16 protein-coding genes and 1 tRNA gene are annotated in these 20,639 nt (G+C 43.8%); 4 read left to right on the top strand and 13 right to left on the bottom strand.

Annotation, left to right across the window (positions count from 1 at the left end; genetic code table 11):
* The first annotated feature begins 297 nt into the window (after window positions 1–297).
* The 3 genes from HXT40_RS01585 to HXT40_RS01575 all read left to right on the top strand — a co-directional run bounded on the left by HXT40_RS01585 (window position 298) and on the right by HXT40_RS01575 (window position 2,940).
* The gene (locus HXT40_RS01585; RefSeq protein WP_012914445.1) at window positions 298–987 is read left to right on the top strand and encodes a tRNA (cytidine(34)-2'-O)-methyltransferase; all 690 of its coding nucleotides are present in this window, start codon (window positions 298–300) and stop codon (window positions 985–987) included.
* 33 nt (window positions 988–1,020) lie between these two features.
* A complete protein-coding gene (locus tag HXT40_RS01580) occupies window positions 1,021–2,016 on the top strand; it encodes an A/G-specific adenine glycosylase (RefSeq protein WP_421777283.1) in 996 nt (331 codons plus the stop codon).
* A 129-nt stretch (window positions 2,017–2,145) separates the two neighbouring features.
* Window positions 2,146–2,940, top strand: coding sequence for a peptide ABC transporter permease (locus HXT40_RS01575; protein WP_421777330.1), 795 nt, complete (start codon window positions 2,146–2,148; stop codon window positions 2,938–2,940).
* A 259-nt stretch (window positions 2,941–3,199) separates the two neighbouring features.
* Here the strand turns inward: HXT40_RS01575 and HXT40_RS01570 are convergent, their stop codons facing one another.
* The 4 genes from HXT40_RS01570 to HXT40_RS01555 all read right to left on the bottom strand — a co-directional run bounded on the left by HXT40_RS01570 (window position 3,200) and on the right by HXT40_RS01555 (window position 7,280).
* Window positions 3,200–4,564 (bottom strand): PFL family protein, encoded by a 1,365-nt coding sequence (locus HXT40_RS01570; RefSeq protein ID WP_103013910.1) that lies wholly within the window; start codon window positions 4,562–4,564, stop codon window positions 3,200–3,202.
* A gap of 38 nt (window positions 4,565–4,602) precedes the next feature.
* Window positions 4,603–4,941, bottom strand: coding sequence for an ACT domain-containing protein (locus HXT40_RS01565; protein WP_102155642.1), 339 nt, complete (start codon window positions 4,939–4,941; stop codon window positions 4,603–4,605).
* Window positions 4,942–5,072: 131 nt separating this feature from the next.
* Window positions 5,073–6,086: a ribose-phosphate diphosphokinase gene (locus HXT40_RS01560; protein ID WP_012914450.1), complete on the bottom strand. Its 1,014-nt coding sequence runs from the start codon at window positions 6,084–6,086 to the stop codon at window positions 5,073–5,075.
* Between the two features lie 117 nt (window positions 6,087–6,203).
* The gene (locus HXT40_RS01555; RefSeq protein WP_012914451.1) at window positions 6,204–7,280 is read right to left on the bottom strand and encodes a DMT family transporter; all 1,077 of its coding nucleotides are present in this window, start codon (window positions 7,278–7,280) and stop codon (window positions 6,204–6,206) included.
* A gap of 248 nt (window positions 7,281–7,528) precedes the next feature.
* Between HXT40_RS01555 and rfbB the strand changes: the two genes are divergently transcribed.
* Window positions 7,529–8,620, top strand: a complete 1,092-nt coding sequence (gene rfbB, locus HXT40_RS01550; RefSeq protein WP_004109244.1) for a dTDP-glucose 4,6-dehydratase — start codon at window positions 7,529–7,531, stop codon at window positions 8,618–8,620.
* Between the two features lie 133 nt (window positions 8,621–8,753).
* Here rfbB and HXT40_RS01545 read toward each other — a convergent pair.
* From HXT40_RS01545 to HXT40_RS01505, 9 genes are all read right to left on the bottom strand, one after another.
* A tRNA-Ser gene (locus tag HXT40_RS01545) sits at window positions 8,754–8,838 on the bottom strand.
* A gap of 632 nt (window positions 8,839–9,470) precedes the next feature.
* Window positions 9,471–10,712, bottom strand: a complete 1,242-nt coding sequence (locus HXT40_RS01540; RefSeq protein WP_421777282.1) for a UDP-galactopyranose/dTDP-fucopyranose mutase family protein — start codon at window positions 10,710–10,712, stop codon at window positions 9,471–9,473.
* Between the two features lie 115 nt (window positions 10,713–10,827).
* Entirely contained in the window at window positions 10,828–11,796 is a 969-nt protein-coding gene (locus HXT40_RS01535) for a glycosyltransferase family 2 protein (RefSeq protein ID WP_421777281.1), read from the bottom strand.
* Window positions 11,796–13,535: a glycosyltransferase gene (locus HXT40_RS01530; protein WP_421777280.1), complete on the bottom strand. Its 1,740-nt coding sequence runs from the start codon at window positions 13,533–13,535 to the stop codon at window positions 11,796–11,798. Before HXT40_RS01530 ends, HXT40_RS01535 begins: the two co-directional genes overlap by 1 nt.
* 57 nt (window positions 13,536–13,592) lie before the next feature.
* Window positions 13,593–14,849, bottom strand: coding sequence for an ABC transporter ATP-binding protein (locus HXT40_RS01525; protein ID WP_421777279.1), 1,257 nt, complete (start codon window positions 14,847–14,849; stop codon window positions 13,593–13,595).
* Entirely contained in the window at window positions 14,849–15,694 is an 846-nt protein-coding gene (locus HXT40_RS01520; protein ID WP_004109231.1) for an ABC transporter permease, read from the bottom strand. Before HXT40_RS01520 ends, HXT40_RS01525 begins: the two co-directional genes overlap by 1 nt.
* A gap of 23 nt (window positions 15,695–15,717) precedes the next feature.
* The gene (locus tag HXT40_RS01515) at window positions 15,718–16,968 is read right to left on the bottom strand and encodes an acyltransferase family protein (protein WP_421777278.1); all 1,251 of its coding nucleotides are present in this window, start codon (window positions 16,966–16,968) and stop codon (window positions 15,718–15,720) included.
* Window positions 16,969–17,050: 82 nt separating this feature from the next.
* On the bottom strand, window positions 17,051–19,354 hold the full coding sequence (locus tag HXT40_RS01510; protein WP_421777277.1) for a hypothetical protein: 2,304 nt from the start codon (window positions 19,352–19,354) through the stop codon (window positions 17,051–17,053).
* Window positions 19,355–19,438: 84 nt separating this feature from the next.
* The gene (locus HXT40_RS01505) at window positions 19,439–20,593 is read right to left on the bottom strand and encodes a LicD family protein (RefSeq protein ID WP_415693093.1); all 1,155 of its coding nucleotides are present in this window, start codon (window positions 20,591–20,593) and stop codon (window positions 19,439–19,441) included.
* Between the last annotated feature and the right edge of the window lie 46 nt (window positions 20,594–20,639).

The raw sequence follows: 20,639 nt of genomic DNA, 5'->3' as shown, positions 1-20,639 counted from the left end.
GCGCCTTCTTCGGTTCCATGAGCATGCCCACTATATGACACACCTTACACAGAATCTCTACTTTACCAAAAACTAAAGACTTTTCGCCGCTATCACCACGCCAATAAAAACCGACAATAAACGCCGGAAAAGTTGCGCGCGTTTGGAGCGATACGCAACCCCAAACCCTCCAAACGCGAGAAAACTACACGGAAAATGTTTCCCAAAACAATAAAACATAATGTGCAAGTTGCGAGTAAACTAAATACGTTACGATTACGAAGTTACGTAAAGATACTTAAAAAGCTAAGGAATAGCATGAATAACAGCGAGAATACGCAAGAAGCCGCAGCCAAAACCGAAAAGCAAACAGAAGCACACAAAGCAGCAGCAAGCCGCGTAGAGCAAATGTACGAGTACGGCTACCGCAAATCAAATTATGGCCCAGACGAGCTTGTAACCGACGCTCACGGAAATCCAATTAGCGTTATGGACGCAATGCTCAGCGCCGACGACGCAGCGCGCGCAGAAACGCACACTCCTCACCTTTGCTTCTACTCCCCTCGTATTCCAGGAAATACAGGTTCCGCAATTCGACTTTGCGCTGTAACTGGCACTATTTTGCACTTGGTTGAGCCGCTTGGTTTTAATTTGCACGATACTAAATTACGTCGCGCAGGCTTGGATTATCACGATATGGCTCACGTTGTTTTGCACCCAAATTTTGAGAATTTAGTTGAGTCAATGCCAAATTCGCGAATTATTGCGTTTACTGCGAATGCTACGAAACTTTACACTGAAATTGAATATAAGCCGAACGATATTCTGCTTTTTGGACCAGAACCAGGAGATATTCCTGATCCAATGGATGTTATGGCAGGCCCGCACGTGGCAGAGCAGGTGCGTCTTCCTATGCGCCCGTCACTTCGTAGTTTGAATCTTACAAATTGCGCTTCTATTGCAGTGTATGAAGCATGGAGGCAACTCGGTTTTACAGGCGGAAAGTAATCACAAAAGTATACGACGTTTACATAATTAAGCATGCAACAAGATTCACAATCTCTCCCCGAAGAACATCTCACCGAAGAAACTTCTCAGTCATTGCGCGAATTGGCAACACTTACGCGCGATAATGTTGCACTTTTTTGGCATAGTTGTGCACGCGATTTGCCTTGGAGGTTTGGGCACACTACCCCTTGGGGTGTGCTTGTGTGTGAAGTAATGAGCCAGCAAACGCAAATGAGCCGTGTTGTACCCTATTGGCTCACTTGGATGCAAACTTGGCCAGATGCACAATCACTAGCTCACGCTACGAGTGCTGAAATTATTACAGCTTGGGGTCGCCTCGGCTACCCTCGACGCGCGTTACGTTTACAATCTTGTGCTCAAGTTGTAGCAACAAGATATCGCAATAAGCTGCCATGCACCTATGAAGAACTTATTGCCTTGCCAGGTGTAGGCGATTACACAGCAAGTGCAATACTCAGCTTTGCTTATGGCAAGCACATTGCGGTGATTGATACAAATATTCGCCGCGTACTTATGCGCGCTTTTACTGGAACTGAATCGCATGGTGGCAGCACAACGCAATCTGACCGCGAGCTTGCTGCCGCAGTATTGCCAGAAGATAACCATGTTACTGCTGCCACTGCTAACGCTACTAACACCACCAACACTACCTGCACTTCATCCGTTTGGAATCAGGCAATTATGGAAATTGGTGCTACCATTTGCACAGCACGATCTCCGCAATGCACTGCATGTCCTTTGCAAACATGGTGCCGTTTCAAAGCTGCTGGATTTCCAGGTCTTGGCCGCCATACCCGCCCCCAGCAGCATTTTGCCGGCACTAATCGGCAAGTGCGCGGCATTATTTTGCAGGCATTGCGTGAAGCACATAAAAAACAGCAGGTATTGCAACGTTGCGAGATCAACAATTTATGGTCGAATCAAACACAACTTGGCGAATGCATTGCTTCGCTCGATCATGACAGTCTTATCACTATATTGCCAGATGGCACTTTAGCATTACCTTAAGTAACTAACTCATTACGCTGCTTTTGTAACTCTTTAATTAACAGCTTAATTACTTTGTATGAGAGTCTACCTTGTGTAGTGAGTACAGTTCATCTCATCGACTTATGTATTACAATGGTAAATATGTCAATGCCAACTACGTCACCACGTGAGCCGCATCGCAATGCGAGCGCAGCATCGGTTCGCAACCCGATGCGCAAACCCGTGCGTAAGACCGTACGTAACATGAGCGCAGCAAAACGAAGAATGTATCGTCGTCGCAGAATTGTTGTCGGTATTGCTTTGTTGCTTTTGATTATGTTGGCAATATTTTGTGTTATTAGCTTGAGCAAGGGTATTGCCGCTATTAGTAAAGCGATTGCTGGTCATGAAGTTACCATTGTTCGTCATTCAGTGCCAGACCCCCGTCCTGTTGGATTAACACCTCATTGCACTGATAAAGATATTCGTCTTGAGCTTTCTACTAAGTCACAAACTGTTCCTATGGGCGGTAGTGTTGAGTTGACAGAACGATTTGTGCACGAAGGAAACTCTTCTTGCCTTATTGACGCATCGGATATGAATGCTGTTCTAACTATTAATAGTAGTGAAGAAGTTACGCAAGGTAAGCAAGAAACTAAAGATAATAAAAAGAAAGATAATAAAGACAACAAAGACTTTAAAGACGCAAGTAAGAGCGTTGACTACTTATCACATGCAGTATGGCGTTCTGATAGTTGTGACACTGCATTAAAGCCGCTGCTTATGGCGAAGGGTGATCATTTCGAAAAGAAAATCACTTGGAATACCAATACTACCGTCGGAAAAGGCTGTGTTGCAGATGACGATTTACCGAAGGTGGATCGCGGCACATACGTTGCGCGGCTTGAGCATAAGCGCGTGCCAGGGCTTCACAGCGAGCCAGTGATCATTAATGTGCAGTAGGATTTATGCGTGCGACGACCTGCCGAAGCGCTGCGCTCGTTTTTGTGGACTTATGTGGGGTGTAAGTCCCCAATTGCGCGCATGTTCTCCGGCATTTGCGCTGACGACTGCACCAGTAACGAAAAAACGGTGACGCTCGCGCGGGTAACGCGCTCGCTACGAAACTCGCGTTGGAAGTCCCCCGGACTTCCAACTTAAGCGAGTTTCCGCTTTGAAGGAGCTTGAAATCCTGTGATTTCAAGCTCGGTCAAAGCGCACGCTAATTCTTGAAGCTGTGTACTGGAGCAGGAATACGTCCACCGCGAGTTACGAAAGCTTCGCAGCTTGTTTGGTTTACTGGCATAATCGGCGCATATCCCATTAATCCGCCGAAGTTCGCCATTTCGCCTACACCTTTTCCAATTACTGGAATAATTCGCACAGCGGTAGTTTTTTGATTAATCATGCCGATTGCAGATTCATCCGCAATCATGCCAGAAATCGTTGCAGCGGAAGTGTTTCCAGGAATTGCAATCATGTCAAGACCGACTGAGCAAACGCAAGTCATTGCTTCAAGCTTTTCAATAGTCAAGCAGCCAGACTTCGCAGCAGCAATCATATTTGCATCTTCCGAAACGGGTATAAACGCTCCAGAAAGACCGCCAACATAGCTACTTGCCATAATGCCGCCCTTCTTAACTTGATCGTTCAGCATAGCGAGCGCTGCAGTTGTGCCGGGAGCACCAACCTGATCCAAACCGATTTTCTCAAGCACTTCGCCAACAGAATCGCCAACTGCAGGAGTTGGAGCAAGCGACAAGTCTATAATTCCAAACGGCACACCAAGCCTGCGAGAAGCCTCTTGCGCAACCAACTGACCTACGCGAGTAATTTTAAACGCAGTGCGTTTAATAGTTTCGCACAGAAAAGCAAAGTCTTTTCCTCTAGCAGCATCGAGTGCACTCGAAACAACGCCAGGACCAGACACGCCAACATTGATCACAGCATCGCCTTCAGTTACACCATGGAAGCCGCCTGCCATGAACGGATTGTCGTCCGGAGCATTGCAAAAAGCCACGAATTTAACGCAACCGTAAGAATCGTTTCCAGCTGTAGCTTCAGCAATCTTTTTAATCGTACGTCCGAGCAGCTCTACGCAATCCATGTCTATACCGGTTCGTGTTGAGCCAACATTCACAGACGAGCACACAATTTCCGTCTCGCTTAAGGCTTGCGGAAGCGACTCAATAAGCATGCGGTCTGCTGCAGTCATCGACTTTGCAGGAAGCGCAGAATACCCACCAATTAAATCAACTCCAACAGTGTGTGCTGCTCTGTCTAATGCGTGCGCAATTTGCACAAAATCTTCAGACTTTTTACAAGATGACGCTCCAACAAGCGAAATCGGAGTTACAGTAATTCGCTTGTTTACAATTGGAATTCCGTAGTCGCGCGAAATATCGTTACCGGTTTTTACTAAATCTTTCGCAAGACGTGTGATTTTTGCTTCAACTTTACAACAAACGTCCTGCACGTTTTCGCAAGCGCAATCTAGTAGGTTGATTCCCATGGTGATTGTGCGAACGTCGAGCTGTTCTTGCTCAATCATCGAATTAGTTTCGCTTACTTCCATCAGGTTGAGCATTATGCACTTCCTTACGTTTACTTAGATTGCTGCGGATTTTAGATTCTGTGCATTGCAGTGAAAATATTGCTACGCTGGCAGCGAATACGCACGCCAATTTCGTCTCCTAGCGTTTCTAATCCTGCAGCAAAATTGCCAAATTCGCAATCAACAGTAGACACGTCAACAATCATCATCATGTTGAAGAATCCGTCGACAATTGTTTGAGAAATATTCAAAATATTTACATTATGCTCGGCAGCATGTGAAGTAACTTTTGCAATAATACCAACGGTATCGCAGCCGACAACGGTAATAATCGCCCTGAAAGCATCAGATTGCAACGCTTCTTGCGATTCATTATTCTCTGCAACTGCTGTTGTGTTATTGGCGACCATATTTGCCTCCTGCCGTTTTGAACCCGCATGTTAATGCATAAAGTTTATGCATTAACGCAAATTATGCGGTTATTTGTTTCAATTTTACACATCATACGTTTTTATGCGCTTTATGCGCTTTTATACATTTTTTATGCGTAAATATTATGCTGCTTCATATCTTCCGGAAGTGCATTGCGAAGCGACACAAGCGATCCAGAGCGGAACACGGAACGAATGCCAGCAGCAAGAAGCGGCGCAATCGAAAGAACCGTCATATTATCAAGACGCTTCTCTTCAGGCACAGGAACTGTATCCGTCACAATAATCTCGCGAACTCCAGCAGCTTTCAAACGCTCAACAGCAGGTCCAGAAAGCAAAGCATGCGTTGCAACCAAAGTAACAGATTTTGCTCCAGCCTCACGCAAAGTACGTACAGCTTCGCAAATAGTGCCAGCAGTATCGATCATATCGTCTACAACAATGCAATCGCGTCCTTTAATCTCACCAATGATGCCGTGAGCTTCAGCATGGTTAGGGCGCGTAATATCGCGCGTTTTATGAATAAAAGCAAGAGGTAAATCTCCGAGTTTTGCAGCCCATTGCTCAGAGACTTTGATGCGACCAGCATCAGGAGACACAATAGTTGCATTATCGAGCTTCATAGAGTTTCGCACATAATCAATAAGCACAGGCATCGCAGTCAAATGGTCAACAGGCCCGTCAAAGAAACCCTGCTCCTGAGTTGCGTGCATGTCAACAGTCAAAATGCGCGTGGCACCAGCAGCGCGGAATAAGTCAAACATGAGTCGAGCAGTAATAGGCTCACGTCCCTGATGCTTCTTATCTTGGCGAGAATATCCAAAGAACGGTGCAACCACGTTAATACTGCGAGCAGATGCGCGTCGCAAAGAATCGACCATAAGCAGCTGTTCCATAATCCAATTGTTAATAGGATTCGTGTGTGCCTGAAGCACAAACACATCCGAACCACGAACAGGCTGAGTAAAGCGCACATACATTTCGCCATTCGCAAAATCGTAGGCAGTAGTCTCAAGCACATCAATACCAAGATACTGTGCAGTCTCATTAGCAAGTTCTGGGTATGCGCGACCCGTAACTAACATCATCTGCTTTTTTGGATTGCCTTCAAGAATTGTTGACATAATTGCCTTCCCGTTTGCAAACTGGTGTTGCGCGACATAGTCGCTTTCTATTTTAGCAGCTTGTGCGCCTCGTACGACACAACAAGCGTTTTATTTTAGCGCGTTACTTTAAAATCATTAAGAACTACGCTTGCAAAGCAAAATCATCATTACGAAAATAAGCCCGAATCCCACAAAATCTGCCCATGAAAAAACAGCTCCAGTAAACATAACAGCAGTAATTGCAGCAGTAACAGGCTCGCTAGCTCCAAGCAAAGTGCCACGAACAGAGCCTACTCGCATAATGCCCTCTAAGAACAGCCAATATGCTCCAAAAGTTCCAGCAATAACAGTAAAAGTAAAAAGCAGCATAGCGCGCAAATCTAATGCAGGCATCGTTTCCCACGGTCGCACAAACGGGAGCATAATACAACCAGAAATAATAAACGTAATGCCATTAACAGTCAGATTTCCCCATTTTGCAATCAATTTCACAGGCATAATAGCAAGCGCCGCTGTAGACGCAGCATCTGCAAGACCCCAAAGCAAACCCATAACAGGCAAAGACAGTGAAGAAAGATTACCACCTGTAGCCATTAAAGCAGTTCCTGCAAAAGCTAGCACAACTCCAATAGTTTCGCGCATAGTTGGCACGCGGCGCGTGTGCAAGCATGCGTAAACCAGCACGAACAGAAGATTAAGGCTCTGAAGCACAGTTGCAGTGCCGGAATTAGTCCAGTCGATTGTGCACAAGTACGAAACTTGCGTAAGAAGCACGCAAACTACGCCTGTAACCGCCATCGAAATCCACGTGCGACCAGTTTTCACAGCACCACTTAACTGCTTAGGAGTGCAAGCTGCAGCAGTAATGACAAATAACATGCCAGCAGCAATTTGACGAACGCAAGCGATTTGCAAAGGAGATACGCGATACGTCGACATGAGGATTTTCGAAACTGTTGCGTTTGCACCCCAAAATGCGCCACCTAAAAGAGTTAAAAATATTCCTACAAGAATAGCGTTTGTAGAATGATTTAACGCTGGATTAGGTTTATTTGGAGTACCTTCGATTGCTTTTGTTGCAGATTTTGATGTGTCAAAAGTCTTTGAACCTGTTGATTGCAATTTTGAAGATTGTTGCTTTTTTGTTGAAGAGGAATCAATATTTGATGAATCCAAATCATGCGCACTGCTACGCCAAGAAAACTTAACCATTATTAGATTCACCTCGCATCCCCAAAACAAGCAAACATGCAGTAATTATTGCACATCTACTCAACTAATTTGCTGGTAAACAACACTTTAGAAAAACATACTCTACTTGCACACACGAAAGAAATGTATAGTATTAAAAAATTACAATTCAAAACGCGCGCATTAAACAATAAAATCAACGAAATAAACCAAAATAACAACGTGACTTAAGCCATAAACCAACGCACTAGTCATATGAAGGCGGAAACATGCACAACTACGCATCAAACAGTAATATTTTTCAACCACACCACATTTTAGTTACTGGCGGCGCAGGCTTTATTGGATCTAATTTTGTGCATTACATAGCTAAATATCATGTAACGGTTGCTGTTACGGTACTTGATTTGCTTACTTACGCTGGGAATATGGCAAATCTTTACGACTTACCTCAAGATTTTGCAAACAACCGATACGCTTTTATTCGCGGAGATATTCGAGACGAAAATATAGTTGATCAGCTATTAGATCCGCATAATCCAATTAAAACTGCAGAAGGAACAACACTTCCTGCTATAGACGCAATCGTAAATTTTGCTGCAGAATCACACAACGATAATGCAATCGAGTTTTCTGACCCGTTTATAAGCACAAATATTTTAGGAACGCATACACTCATTAAATTCGCACACAAATATAATATTCGCTTCCATCAAGTAAGCACCGATGAAATTTACGGAGATTTTCCTATTGACAGCGTGCTTAAATTCGACGAGTCAAGCCCATATTGTCCATCTAGTCCATATTCTGCAAGCAAAGCTGCAGGCGATCTCTTGGTAAAAGCATGGTGTAGAACTTACGGTTTGCGCGCAACTATTTCGAATAGCAGCAATAATTACGGGCCACGACAGCATATTGAAAAGTTTATTCCTCGCCAAATTACAAATATTATGTGCAATATGCCAGCAAAATTGTACGGCGTAGGAGATTCGATACGCGATTGGATTCACGTTGAAGATAATTGCGACGCAATATGGCATGTTCTAACGCGTGGAACAATCGGTGAAACATATAATATTGGCGCTAACTGTGAAGTTAACAACATAAATATTTTGCGGATTTTGATGCAACTCATGGGCGTGCCAGAATCAAATATAACGTATGTAAATCCCAGAATAGGCGAGGATAGGCGTTACGCACTAGATACTACGAAAATTCGAACACAATTAAAATGGGAGCCTAAGCACGATAATTTGAAGCAAGAATTGCAAGAAACAATATCGTGGTACGACTCTCACACTGATTTATGGAAGCCTATTAAAGCGCAAGTCGAGCAGCATTACGCTGAATTAGGGCACTGAATTTGCGTGACGAAATTGCGCTCGACGACCTGCATGAGTGATTAGAGCGTAACATGCGCGACGTCGGGTAAGCGGCAATCGGGTTTTCGGCATGAAAAAAGGGCTTCTAGCGATTGGCTAGAAACCCTAGGCGCGGAGAATACGAGATTCGAACTCGTGAGGCTGTTACACCAACACGCTTTCCAAGCGTGCGCCATAGACCACTAGGCGAATTCTCCAAACTGCTAACTTAGCAATCAAACTGCTTGCCAAGCAAACAACTTAAATAGAATACCACGAATCGCGGATATTGCAAACTCGCGCGCGCCGAGGCGACTAACCACGACCAAATCCCCGACAAATGTTCCATAAATCGGCTGAAGCAGCTACAAATGCCGGAAAATCTCCGGCAAATGTTCCTGTAGCTTTGCAGTAATGCTTCTGCGAACGGTGATTACTTGTTGATTAGTGAACTTTAACATTAATGCTCTGCAGACGCTGAGTATTTATTGTTTAAAGAACACTAGCGTCATTGCTGCTGCACACGCCACACCAGACGCACCTACCACACCAAAAAACACTAGCGGCTTTATTAGCAGTGAGGGGTGGGTGTTGCTTGGCCGAGCAATATAAAAGCGGAACGATAGTAATAATCTCGTTGACGAATACTATTTCTGCAGAAAAAGTAAGTAAAAACTAAACTTAACTACGCAACCGCTAAGTCCAAATAAGGTATAAGAGCGGAGCGCTGCGAGACAAGCAACCCCACCACTCGCAACCCTACAAAGAAATCCGCCAGCCAAACGCCAGCCAAAACTCGCGCCACAGCTAAAAAATCCCCGGCAAATGTTTGCTGCGACGAAAGTTGAGACTACTTAAGCAGCGGCGCTACTTGAGATTCGTAAGCGCGCAAAGCCATGTCGATTACGTTGTGCATGTCGTAATAGCTGTAAGTTCCCAAGCGACCGCCGAAAACTGTGCGAGGCTCAGCCGCAGCAAGCTCCGCATAGCGCGCGTACAAGGCTTTATCTGCATCAGTATTCACAGGATAGTAAGGCTCATCGTCGCGAGTTGCAGCGCGAGAATACTCCTGCCACACTACAGTTTCCCCAGCTTTCACGCTTTTGCCCGGCACGAAAGTTGCGCAATCGTCAGCATCGCCACTAGCCTCTCCGCCAACTTCCTCGCGCTCTGGATTAAAGTTCTTAAACTCAATCGCGCGCGTAAACGGCACATCAGCATCCGAATAGTTCATAACTGGGCAGCCAAAGTGGTCGCTCTCCTCGTAACGCACTTCCTTAAAGTCCACAGTGCGCCACTTCAACTCGCCGAGCGCATAGTCAAAATACCTATCAACCGGACCGGTATAAACAACCGGCACTCCAGCCTCCGCCAACGCGCGCTTATTAAACGGCTGCGACTCGTCGAAAAAGTCTACACCAAGCGAAACGTGAATACGCGGATCGTCAATCATGCGCTGCATCCAAGCTGTGTAGCCGTCCGTTGGCAAGCCTTCCCAAGTGTCTTTAAAATAGCGATTATTGTAGTTAAATCGCACAGGCAAGCGTTTAATAATTCCAGCAGGAAGCTCGGAAGGATCCGTCTGCCACTGCTTTGCCGTGTAGTTTTTAATAAACGCTTCATAAAGCGGACGACCAATTAAGCTAATGCCCTTATCGTTCAAATTTTGCGGATCTTTGCCAGCCAACTCCCCCGCTTGGCTTGCAATCAAAGCCTTTGCTTCCTCTGGCGTGTAGTGCGCGTGGAAGAACTGATTAATTGTACCCAAGTTAATTGGCAGCGGATACACTTCGCCGTCATGCGTTGCGTACACGCGATGCACGTAGTTAGTAAACGACGTAAAACGGTTCACATAATCCCACACGCGCTTGTTGCTTGTGTGGAAAAGATGCGCTCCGTACTTGTGAATTTCGATTCCTGTGCGCTCGTCAAAATACGAGTAAGCGTTTCCACCGATATGATTTCGAACGTCAATAATTTCAACGCGAGCACCCGTATGCTCCACTGCTTGCTGAGCTACAGTTAAGCCAAACAAGCCCGCTCCAACAACTACTAAATCTGGGTAAGTTGCTGATTTTGCTTTTTCGTACATTTTATTCCTTTATAAGATACGTCTATTTTGAAATTATGCTTTATATATTCCCGTTATTAAGCTATTCCAATCATTAACATATTCCAGTCATTAACCTAGCACTTCGCTTGTTGCGCTACTTACTTTTAGGAAAATCAACTTTTGGATTAAATCTAATCGCTTTTAACATTTGACCAATCATTTTGCGGCGCAACTTTCTCTCAACATGCCCTCTTCGCATTTGACGAACTACATTTGCGCAGAAAAGCAAGTATTTTGCTTTACCTTCGTGATGCAAACGGTAAGATGCTTGATTACGCACGCCGTATGCGAATTTCCAAGCATTCTTTTTGTCAATCATTGTAAAGTTCACACCCTTGTTTGCTCCCATATCATGCATAATTACACTATCGAGAACCTGCACGCCCGGGCATACACGCGTAATACGAAGCGTATATTCAGCATCATCGAACCAAATAAAGTATTCTTTAAATGGCAATCCGTACTTTTCTATAACCCAACGAGGAATAAGCACCGACACAAACGAACAGCTTGTAACCATAACGAGATTGTTAAATCCTTTAGCAATAAGCCTTCCCCAATCCCACGTTGGTACTGGATTGTTCATTTCACATATTGATCCATCAACAAACTTAACCATTGAGCAAGCATACGGAACATCCGCACCAAGCTCACCTACGGCAGCATTAAATCCATCTAGAAGCTTTTCCAAAGCTTGTGGCTGAGGGTAGCCATCGTCGTCAAAAATCCACACGAAATCTGCGCCAAGCTCGTAGCCTTTACGCATACCAGCACTAAAGCCACCTGCACCGCCAACGTTTTCTGGCAAATTTACAACAGTAAGATTTACTCGATTCCCCAAATGACCATTCGCAAAATCGCGAGTGTACTCTTGCAAATATTTATCTGTGCCATCAGTTGAAGCATTGTTAACAATGATTAGTTGATTTGGAAGTCGCGTTTGAGATTCTAACGAAGCCAATACGGTTTTTAGTTTCTCTAACCTGTTAAAAGTTACTACAACAGCCGCAACATTAACGCTATCTTTTGATTTATTAGCATTCACTACTTGAGCATTTGACATTATTTGCTCCATTCTTCAAATAACTTAGTAAATAACGTTTCTGCAGATTCGAGTTTTGCGAAATTGCGCAATTTTTCAACTTCTTCTTTTAACAATAATGAACGATATGAATCATTCTCCATAATATTAAACAATTCCTTTACAGACGCTTTAACAAAACTAGAAGTCATTCTTGGCAATAACGCACTTTTTGCTATAACAGTTTTTTGCGATCCAACATCCGATGAAATTACTGGAACTCCATTAGAAAGTGCTTCAATAGTTGTAAGCGTAATACCCTCGTTTACAGAGCTAATAAGTAGCACGTCCGCATCATCATACGTTTTTTGAGCTGGAATTTTCATAGATCTGCGCTCAATAACGTTTTCAAGACCATACCTAGATATAAGTTCTGAAACAAATGTGTCTAATTCGCCATCTCCATGCAAAATAAAGTGGAATTTCCCTGGATATTTTTTGTTTAAAGCTTTTGCAACAAGAACAAACGCTTCTGGACGTTTTTGTCTTGCAATCCTTCCAACAAAAGCAACATTCAGAACATTTTTATTTTTTCTCGGCGATACGCAATCGTTTCCAATTCCAGCAGTAAGACCAATAAGTGGAGCGTCAACAATCTTGGAAGATTCAATACCATGCACATCATGCAACCAATTTTCAAGTTGTGGAGAAATAACATGGTGCAAATCAATCCACTTATCGTGTGTTACAGCTTCATGCGGATATCCTCCACAATTTATGTATTCAACAATATGCAGCGAATCAATAATATGTGTTTCTGGGAAGAATTGTTTAACCCACCAGATATGGTCGTAAAGCCATTGGCAATGGTGTATTGCTATTGCTTTAATGTCAAATTGCTCAAACAAAGATCTTAAAAGTGGAACATCCGCCCAATATTCTCTAATTGGTGGAGTAAGTGGTAATACAAGAGCATCATCACAGAAATCTTTCGTAATCCACGGCTGGTGACCGTCTCTATCTGTGATAACAATTGGCACAAAACCAGCTTTTTTGGCAAGTTTTATTGTTTCTACAGCCCATCTTTCTGCACCACCAGCTTGCAGCCAATGCAAACCTATAATAATAGCTTTTTTAGCTCCTTCAACTCTTTTAGCAGGAGAAACACAGTCCAATCTAGCATCTTTTATATTTGATAAATCCCAATTTTCTTGTTTTGCAATTTCTCTTTGGTGAGCATTTGCAACATAATCAAACTTCTTTTTATTCCAAGGACAATACGCTTCAACAAGTTTCTTCGAATCACACTCGCGTTTTTTGCGCATTACTTCCCTAACAACATCAAACTTAGAAGGGGCGTGTAATTCACACTCTTTGTAAATGTGCTGCTTTAACGTATCAGAAGCCCAGTGAGACATCACATCATCGTCGGTTGCATCATCTGGTGTCAGCAACAAATACCTAACGCCATTATCTTTAAACAGTTTGCCTTCATTCCAAAATTCTTTTGTGTATTCGCTATTAGTTTTAACAGTTGATTGTGCACTAAAAGTTGCGATTGGTTTTAATCCTTCGTTTTTTGTACAAGCACCGTCAAAAACTGAAAAATCAGCCAATCGCGGATACTGCCATTTTTGACCCATGTAAACTTGATATTGCAAAGTTCTAGACGGTGCAGTTAATGAATGATAGTTTATAGCGCCCACAATAAGCCTGCGTTGACGCTCGCTTAAAGAGTCTATATAAGCTTTTGCATTAACATCTAGATTAAAGAAATTCATTACTAAAACACCCTTATTTTTAGCCTTTAGCACATATAAAACCAGCAATAAATAAAGCTAGCATTTATAATGCTTTAAGCAAGTAAAAGTCATTGCATTGTCATTTAAGAGCGCATACTCACGGTTTCGACTATCTCTTACAGCAAACATGCATGAATTACTGTCGTTAGTAAACGCAACCATATCTGTTAATTCAGGATCAGTTTTGCTTCTAGTACGAAGAGAGGCAACAAGCTTAAATTCGCCATTATTTAAGATTTTAAGAGGCACTTCAAATTCAACTTTTTGTCTTCCTGTTCCTTCGAGCTCAATTTTATCTGCTCCAGAATCATACGTGATTCCTCCACGTTTTATGTCGTGCATTGCTACAGCTATAAAATATTTTCCAGGCTCATTGAATTCATATTCAATAGCAAAACGGAATTTTCCTTTACAATTAAGCAACTGCTTACTCAAAGGAACAATGCGCATAAATGGCACTCGCTCATTCAAGCCAACAGCATAACTATCTTCACTTTCTCCGCCATTTTGGCTAGAAAGATTTTCTAGAGTATAACGATTTGCAACATCGTCTTTATCTCCGTTAACAATCACTTCGCCATTCTTAATAAGAATAGCTTTATTGCAATAACGCTTTACTGCGTTCATATCGTGCGTAACGAGAATAACTGTTTTACTTACGTCTTTTTTAACCTTTGCAAAATATTCATCGCATTTTCTTTGAAAAGCTTCATCTCCAACTGCAAGAACTTCATCAAGTACTAGAATATCTCCCTGAGCTTGAATTGCAACTGAAAATGCAAGACGCACTTGCATACCAGAAGAGTAGTTTTTAAGTTTTTGATCCATAAACTCTTCAAGTTCTGCAAAATGCACTATATCGTCATACATGTTTTCAATTTGCGAGCGCGTAAAACCTAATAGTGCTCCATTTAAAAACACGTTTTCGCGACCGGTTAGTTCTGGGTTGAAGCCTACGCCAAGCTCAATGAATGGCACGAGTTTTCCGTTGACGTGTATGCGTCCGGAGTCTGGTACGTAGATTCCAGAGATGAGTTTAAGTAGGGTTGATTTGCCGCTTCCGTTGCGTCCTACGATGCCGAAGAAGTCGCCTTTGCGTACTTCAAAGTTGATATCACGCAGAACGTGCTGTTCTTTGTAGCCTTTGATACCACGCGTCCAATTAATAAACGCCTGTTTCAAACCGCTTGCTTGCTCAGTTGGTAGCTTAAAGTATTTGCCTACGTGTTCTACTGAAAGTACGACTGGTTGCAACTCTTCTTTTTCAGTATTTGTCAACTCAATCTCGCTCATTACATCACCTCAGCAAACTTACGATTGCACTTGCGGAACACTGCGACGCCGAGCACACACAAGATTACGGTTAATACTACCGGAACCATCATCAGCAAAGGAGACCCTACTAAATTCCACACAGTAGGCTGAGTAAGAGGTGCTACAAGATTGTGGCGCAAATCTTGAATACATTGTGCAATAGGGTTAAGTAACTGCACTTTTGCAATAACCGTTCCCCATCTTCCTAAAGAATTATTACCAATCACCATGCTTAGAGGGTAAATGATTGGCATTGCGTAAAACAGTACTTGTTGCGCCACGTCCCACAAGTGCGCAATGTCGCGAAAATACACGTACATAGTTGCTAGCAGCAGCGTTACGCCTAATGCTAATGCGTACAACTGTATACAATTCAAAGGAACTAATAGCACCCACCACGTAAATTGCACGCCTGAGCAGATGGCGAAAATGATTACTACCACAAGATTTATTGCAAAACTGATTAACGCGCCAACAGTTGCCGAAACCACCACAATATAGTTAGGAAAATGGATTTTACGCAGCAAATCTCCACGGTCTACCACCGCACGTAAACCAATCGAAGTAGCCTCGCCAAAGAACTGCCATGCGCTAATGCCAAGCAAAAGCACAACTGGATAGGTGGGCGTGCCATCCGACATTCGCAAAAACTTTGCAAACACTGCATACATTACGCAAAACAGCATAAGCGGTCGTAAAACCGACCACGCAACTCCCAAGAAAGACCCTTGGTAGCGCAATTTGAAATCAGTTTTCACCAGCTCTTTAAGAACCACCCACGAATAGTGGTATCTTGCGCGCAACTTATCTACAATGTTTTTCACAAGATATATAGTTTACCAGTTACTTACTCCATTTTGGATTGCGAATCCGTTTTGTGCACAGAACATACGCAATTGGCGACATGCTCCAAAGTTAGCGCAATTCGGTTGGAAATTGGTTTGATAACGAGATCTATTACAACTGCAACAACTGAAAGTGCTGCGTACGTACAAATTAAAGTAATTGCGTAAAGTAGCACTATGAGTGCGCTTGAGGAAGTTGTAGGAAGCATCCACGCCACGAACGTCCACAACGCTATGAAAATAAACATGTGCTCGTGAAGAAGGTACACTCCGAAAGTTGCTTTGGAAACGCGCAAAATTACAGTTCTTGCTAGTCCTTTAATTCGCAGCATATTTATTCGGTGTACGAGAATGAAAATACACATTGCAATAATCATTGGCAGTATTCCAATGCCGCCGTGGACCTGCTGATCCCACGTAAGAACTCGCACAAACTTATTCCCGGACGAAGCAACATAGTCGAAAGCGAGCATAAGAACAGTAGATATTGCTACGCACGCACAAAGTCGCTTCGTAGTAAGTTTTTTTATTCCGCTACCGTACTGCGCAATAAAAGCTCCGGCTAAATATCCAAAAATTGCGTAAATAATATCGTTCCAAGTATAATTTTTGCCAAAATATAGCGGAATAAGTGAGATTGACGCAAGAAGTACCAGCAGCATAGCATGATTGCGCTGAGTCATGTGACTTATAAGAATGTTGATAAAAGGCATGAACATGAGCATGATTAAGTACGCGCTCATGAACCAATAGCTTCGGTAAGTAAATGGCGTCACATTCCATAACAGCGTGTAGACAAGTTCTTTTCCGTGAAGTAAGTTGCTCAAATTTTCCGGAAGTAAGCCAAAGCAGTCTGCTACGAAGGTTACTGCCAGCACGATAATGCAGTAGAAGAACATTTGCGCCCACGCTGCAAAAACGCGTCGGTAGCGGAAGGTTTTGCGACATAAAAAGTAGCCGGAAATAATAAAGAAGGTTGAGACACCAACTTGACCGTATTGTACGACTAAGAATTTAAGTGCTGAACGCAAGCCTGGAGCCGGCAAAAGTTCCATATTGAAACTGTGCTCGCGAATGTTCAAATGTATGATCATGTGGCAGGCCACAATCATAAGCATTGCAATAATTCGCAAGACTTCAACTTGCAGGTCTTTTTGCGTGCCATTTTGCAGGTCTTTGGTCGATTGTAATACCGCTTGAGCTTGTGCAGAAGACGCTACTTTTTGCGCTGATTGTTTCTGTTCTACTACCATATTTTCTTCTTCAAAATTTTTTTATTCAAATTATCTGAATTGTAATTTACTAATAGTAACCAAATTGCAACTGATTCGTCTGTTACGTAAGTGGCGAGAACCAGGATTCGATACTTCTGTATATACTCGGCCTAGTGCCTTGAAGGTCTGAGTATCGTCCGTTGGCAAGGAGGTTTAAGGAACACAAGCCAACGCTGGAAATCACCAGAATAATCAAAACTTTGTGCATTAACTTAAAGTTGGCTTTAGAAGGCGGCTCCTCGCCTGTTTCGTTGACGCAACCAGAAGGAACGTCAACCGTGTGCACGCAAGACGAGACTTTGTCTACAAGACTTGCAATCACCATAATTGCACACAACGCTAGCAGCCAGCCGAAATCACTAAAGTACCTGCTGGAAATTCCTACTACTTCCGCGTCTAATACCATAAGCAGTATCGACAATGTTAAGCCGAGCGTAAAGAATCCAGCAAGCTGCTTTTTGCGTAATTGTTGCTTTACTACCGGGTACAGTACTACGGCTGCGCATACAGGAGAGTAAGCGAGTAGGCCGCCAAAGAATGGCTCCATAATGATTTGCCCGTGGAACATTGACGGCAGCACGGATTGTTCCATAAACGGAAAAACTGGCGTAATAGTAATAGGCTGGAACAGGTACATCCATACTCCCCATGGGATTCGCGCCCAAGAGTAGGAGCGGTGAACCATGTCAAAACCGGTGAGATTGTAGGTTGCACCAAAATCGAGTGGAGAACCGAAACGCGCGTAGTTGTACCAGCAGGCGGCTAAGCCTATAAGAATCATTGGTGCGATTACGCATATAGTATTGATTACGCTGCTTCGTTTGAAGGCAAAAAATAGACGGTACTTTACGATTTCTTCCTTAAAAATTACGAAAGCAAACAGTGACGCCAGAATAAATTGCGGTCTACACCATAGGTTTAGTGCAATACATACTGCTCCCAGAATGAGTAGCGACTTCCGTAAGTACGGGGTTTCAGAAAGAGTATCTTGAGTAGTTCGCGCTTGTAGCCACAATCCCAGTCCTAAGCAGGTGAAACACAATGATGACAGCATAGGAAGCGAGTAGATTTGCGGCAGATACGCCTGAATTAGCACTCCGCTGGACATGAGCATAACGAGATGCGACAGCACAAGGAAGCCGAAGGATCGCTTTGGGAAGAAGCGTCGAAGTAATTGCACCATAAGATAGATAGAAGCAATTGCGAAAGAGACAGCAAAGAAGGCGACGGCGTAATCTGTGCGCAAATCGTGGCCGGTAAGTACTTTGAACGGCACAAAAAGTAACAGTGCAGGAAGTGCGCCGAAGTAAGTAAAGTAGTGGCTTCCGTGGAACGCATAATCCCAGTAAGTTGGTTGACCAGTTTTTATCGACATGGCGTAGCGCGCGCCTGCATCGTAAGGGTTGCTCATATTCGGCAGCCAGTCAGGAACCGGCAGATCCAAGTACAGGTGACCTTTGAGCAGACTGTTCGCGAGGTGATTGTACTGGTTGGCGTCACATATAAAGCCGCCGTTATTACACACACCAGCTGTAAACATGTGTTGAGTACCAGTAACTTTCGTTACTCCAATAAGTATTGCGCACTGCACTAGCATTAACGCAACAAGCCACAACTGCTGCTTGCGCACACGCAAATCAAGTGCTTCTTTATAAATGCGCGAACGCGGAGCCAACGCGTATATCGCGTAAGCAATCAGCAACAACATCACGACCCGAACAAGTGAAATATGTAACGGTCTACGCTGGTTCAACGCAAGATTAGCAATTGTAAAAGAATCGCCTTTCTGAAGCTTCGTGCTCAAACGCAAGCCCGCAACTTTATCAACCGCATGCACGCGCACATACTTCGTATCGTTCACATTCGACGTAACTGGCTGAGACGCAACTTGAATATAGGAAGTACTATTGCCGCCATCCAACACATACACAGCAATATCAAGTGTGCGAGTGTGAGACGAACGCGTATCGACGTAAATGTTATTTATTTGAGAAGGCTGAGCGTAATGCAATTGTATGTATTGATCGTTTTTGCCGGTAACTGTGTACACGTCGCCGTGACGCGTCAAACCTGCACCGGTTGAAACTCTCTGAACAGGAGTTGGCTTGAATCCTGACGATTCGATTGCCGGAAAGTTGAACCATACAAGTTCCAGCAGAAGCACAATAATAAGCGGCATAATTAGCGATATGCGTCGTAAAACAGAACGCATAGCGCGAGCACAATCGCGACTGCACTGTATCGCACTGCTTATTGCACCACTTATTGTGCTACTTACTGCACTACCCGCCATCGTTACGTTTCTTTCTGCCGCCACATCATTTACAGCAGTCGCATTACCGTTACTATTGCTCGTATCGCCCATATGCACACCTGTTAATTCCTTCGTACTATTGCCATTCTTAACGTTACTGTTTTGTAGAGTTACCGTTTTGTAGCGTTACATAACTCACTCAAGTCTGCCACAATCGATCGCATACGGATTTGAACGAATATCCTGCTCGATTACATCGTCAGTATGACTGCTATGCAAGGATTCGCAGTCAACATGACGGAAGTGCGTAATAATATCCGACGGCAGCTGATAAATATCACCATACACGCGTTCCAAAATATCTTCCGATAACTGCGGTATAGCAACAGAAAAATCTTCAAAAGTTGCCATTTTTACTGGAAACATTTCGGCACATCGTGCAATATACAAATTCTCAGCATCAACATTATCCAAACCGTACACCACGTTGCGCGCGCAAGACTTACTCACCACAAGCCCCTGGTTTACAGCCTTCTTTTGGAAACTCTGAAAAATCTGTTCAATATCAGCAGTGTATTCGCCGCCCTGCTCAACATAACCGCGGTCAAGCCATGTGTTGAAAAAAGTCTGCGAACGCAACTCTTGCTGCAAATCCTTACGCAAAGACACAAAACTCTGCTGCTGTTCAGACGTCAAATCAGGCGCGTAATCGTAGAAGAAAATATCCAAAAAACAAGGATTACTATTATTCGCGTAGCGGAACCGCAACTGACGGCAGCACACGTACGGATCGTACACGAGCACCGCACGGTAGCGCGCGCACAACGCGGCATCCTCGCGCAACATCGTTAGCAGCTTATCAATATCCTCTCGCATCATACCCAAGTCAACATCGTCATCCCAAGGTATAAACCCACGATGACGCACGCAACCGAGCAGCGTACCAAAATCAGCCCAATACTGAAGATTATGCTGCTGCGCAATCTGCGCAAACTCGCTCAGCAGCGACGCGCAACCACGTTGTATAACGCGCATAGAACCTGTAGCTTTCGGCAAACTAAGGAAGAAACGCTTATGTGCATCCACGCTACTTTCGCCATCTTTCCTATAGTTTGACCAAGCCATAATCGAAGACTGCTCACGATTCGTCAAAATCTCCGCACGCAACGACTTCTCAACGTTATACTGCCCAACCTCAAGATGAGCGCAGCGAGCGTCGACACATTCTTGCAATCGAGAAATTTGCGTTTGAATAGCACTCAGCTGCTCGCGCACTTCCACAATAGAGCGTTTTGACGAAGGGAGTCTGCCTATTATCCAACTCACTATGCGACGTAACTGCGAAACCATAAGTTCATTACTCCCTCATTATTTAAAAACATACTTGCTATAGCGT

Origin of the sequence: Gardnerella sp. DNF01180P (genome assembly GCF_049244205.1) — a bacterium.
Lineage (GTDB): Bacteria > Actinomycetota > Actinomycetes > Actinomycetales > Bifidobacteriaceae > Bifidobacterium > Bifidobacterium swidsinskii.
The sequence above is the reverse complement of the archived record's forward strand: the minus strand, read 5'-3'. Positions and strand labels throughout refer to the sequence as shown.